Below are 2,917 nucleotides of genomic sequence, written 5' to 3'. Positions count from 1 at the left end.
TCCTCCGTCGGGAACGGCCCCGCGGCCCAGGCGCCCGACAGAAATATCTTGAGGAAGATCGGCGGCCGGAGCTTGCCGGCGCGTGCCAGGAGCACCATCGTCCGGGTGAACCCCAGGTCGAAGGCGGCGAGGCTCGGCACCATGCCGAGCGCGTAGGCACGCTCGAGCGCGTCGAGCAGGAACGGGAGGGGGTTCGCGACGACGCCGTGCTCGCGCAGGAGATCGAGGCCCGGGCCGAAGTCCTGCGCGCGCTCGTCCCAGACGACGATGCCGACGGATCCCAGATCGAGCGGGGCGAGCTCGAGCCCGTGGCGCTCGCGGAGCGCCCACACGTGCTCCAGCCGGTCTGCGGCCGAGACGGGCCACGGCGGGTAGCTCGGATACGCAAGCACGCCCGATGGCCGCATGCCGTCGAGGGCCGCGCCGTACAGCGCCGTGTCGTCGAGGCGCTGCGCTCCCGTGATCGGGTCACGCGCGTGCCAGTGAACGACGGCGGCTCCCGCCTCGGCGCACCGCCGCGCGTCCTCGGCGCACTCTTCGGGCGCGTAGGGCACGTACGGGTTCTGGGCTCGCGTCGCGGCCTCGTTGAGGCCCACCTCTACGATGGCGGCGTCGCGTTCCATCCTATCCCACCCACGACCGTGACGGCGCGCCTATGCGAGGCCGTACAGACGGGCCGCGTTGCCCCCGGCGATCAGCGCCTGCTCGTCGGCGGGGACGTCCCGGCAATGCTCCGCCAGGGCCTCGCGCGACCTGGGCCACGTGCTGTCGGAGTGTGGGTAGTCGGTCGACCACATGATGTTGCGGACGCCGGCAGAGTGACGCTCCCTGACGCCCACGAGGTCCCGGATGAACGTCGCGTAACCCTGCCGATACCAGTACATGCTCGGCTTCTCCTTGATGATAGACTGCGTCCAGAAGCGGTGCTTCTCGAACGTCTGATCCATGCGCTCGAGGAAGTACGGGATCCAGCCGATGCCGCACTCGACGAGCACGAAGCGGAGCGTCGGGTGCCGCTCGAGGACGCCGGTGAAGGTGAGCGTGGAGACGACCTCGCAGATGCCGATTGGGGTCAGGGCGATCAGGTTCTCCTTCACGCCCGGCACGGGCGAGAGGAAGGTCGCGCGCAGGTCCACCTTGCGCGGCGCGACGATGTGAAAGCTCATCGGGAGCCCGGTTGCCGCCACCGCCGACCAGAAGGGCTCATAGCCGGGGTCCCAGAGCGGCTTCCCACCGCGCTCGTCGGGGTAGGGATCGCAGTGGAAGCCGCGGAGCCCGCGCGTGGCGATGCGCTCGAGCTCGGCGACGGCCTCGTCGACGTCGACGAGGGCCACGTGCCCGAGACCGATCAGGCGGGTGGGCGCGGCCTGCGACAGCTCCACCATCCAGTCGTTGTAGCGGGAGACGATGTAGCGGCGGAGCGCCGGGTCGGTCGGGTACTGCGTGACCGGTCCGCCGAAGTAGAGCACCTCGGCGTCGACGCCGTCGAGGTCCATGTCCTCGAGGCGGGCCTTGGGGTCGTACGAGCCCGGTCGCATGTCCTTGTAGGCGAGGCCCACGGCCTTGAACTGCTCCGGCGTGCGGCCGGCTGCCGCGTCGAGGCCGATGCCGCCGGTGATCTCCGAGTCGACGACCCAGAAGTCACCCTGCGGCGTGGACTCGACGCGGGGCACGCGGTCCTCGAGCCGCTCGGGCGCGTCGCGCGTCCAGAGGTCCTTCGGCGGGTTCACGTGCGAGTCGGCGGAGATGAGGCGCTCCGTGGCCATCGCTCCCTCCTTCGGCGTCAGGCGAGCCGCCGGCGGACGTCCTCGCCCGCCGCCATCTTGCCCGCGAGGTCGTCGAGATAACGGTGGAACTTCTCGGACCCCTCGCGGTCGGCGGTGGAGCGCGGAATGGCGGGAATCTCGTAATCCGTGTCCACGAGCGGCGGATGGTCGGAGGCAGGCTTGCGCGCGAGCACCTGCTCGACCACCGGTGTCATGCGCTCGGCCTTCTCGCGGGCGCGCCGCTCCTCGCGCTCCTTGAACTCGGGCAAAACCTCGCGGCCGAACAGCTCGAGGCTCTCCATGACGTCCTCGTGGCGGTTGCGACCCGCCTGGCTCGCGAAGATGAGCTGGTCGACGCCGTACTCCTCGTAGCGGCGGAGGTATTCGCGCACCTGCTCCGGGGTGCCGACGGCGCCGCGGAGCCCCTGCGCGTCGTCGAGCACGACCTTGGCCTCGAGGCGATCGCCGTGGGCGGCGGCGGCCGCGACCGCCGCCGGGTCGTAGCCGGTGGCGGTCCGGCGCGCCTGGTACTCGGCCCACAGATCGGTCCGTGCGGGACGGTGGCGGCCGAAGATGTAGTAGTGCGCGAGCGAATAGCCGAGGAAGTTCGTGCCCTCGACGCCGCGGGCGATGGCCGTCGCCTCGTCACGGTGGCACATGAAAGGAGTAACGCACGCAATATTGGCGTTGACGGCGTCGCCGATGGGGACGCCCTCGCGCGCGAGCGTCGTGTAGTAGTCGTCGACCCAGTGGCGTGCCTCCTCGGGGTCGAAGAACGAGAAGGACAGGGCCCCGATACCCTTCTGGGCCGCCAAGTGGATCGTCTCCCGCCGGCTGCACGCCACCCACACGGGCGGATGCGGGCGCTGGCGGGGCTTCGGCACGACGTTGCGCGGCGGCAGCGTGAGGTAGCGTCCCGTGTGCCCGGTGAACGGCGCCTCGGTGAGGCAGCGCAGTGCGACCCGCAGACCTTCCTCCCACATCGCCCGCTTCTCCCCCGGGTCGATGCGAAAGCCGCCCAGCTCCGCCTCCGACGATGCCTCGCCCGTGCCGAAGTCCACGCGGCCGCCGGAGACGAGGTCGAGCGTCGCGATGCGCTCGGCCACCCGCGCCGGGTGGTTGAACGGCGGCGGCATCTGCACGATGCCGTG

The 2,917-nt window shown here is 70.9% G+C and carries 3 protein-coding genes; all 3 read right to left on the bottom strand.

Annotation, left to right across the window (positions count from 1 at the left end):
• The coding region (locus tag E6J59_20030) for a 3-keto-5-aminohexanoate cleavage protein (protein TMB15360.1) at nucleotides 1–623 on the bottom strand (623 nt) is incomplete at its 3' end.
• Nucleotides 624–653: 30 nt separating this feature from the next.
• Nucleotides 654–1,766, bottom strand: a complete 1,113-nt coding sequence (locus E6J59_20025) for an amidohydrolase (protein TMB15359.1) — start codon at nucleotides 1,764–1,766, stop codon at nucleotides 654–656.
• A 17-nt stretch (nucleotides 1,767–1,783) separates the two neighbouring features.
• A partial coding sequence (locus tag E6J59_20020; protein TMB15358.1) for an LLM class flavin-dependent oxidoreductase occupies nucleotides 1,784–2,917 on the bottom strand: 1,134 nt, incomplete at its 5' end.

This window comes from Deltaproteobacteria bacterium (genome assembly GCA_005879795.1).
Taxonomy (GTDB): Bacteria; Desulfobacterota; Binatia; order DP-6; family DP-6; genus DP-6.
Note: the sequence above shows the minus strand (reverse complement) of the source record. Positions and strands in the feature narration are given on the sequence as shown.

Coding starts and splice junctions, on each gene's coding strand:
- E6J59_20025 (TMB15359.1), bottom strand. CDS start 1,766: ATGGCCACGGAGCGCCTCATCTCCGCCGACTCGCACGTGAACCCGCCG.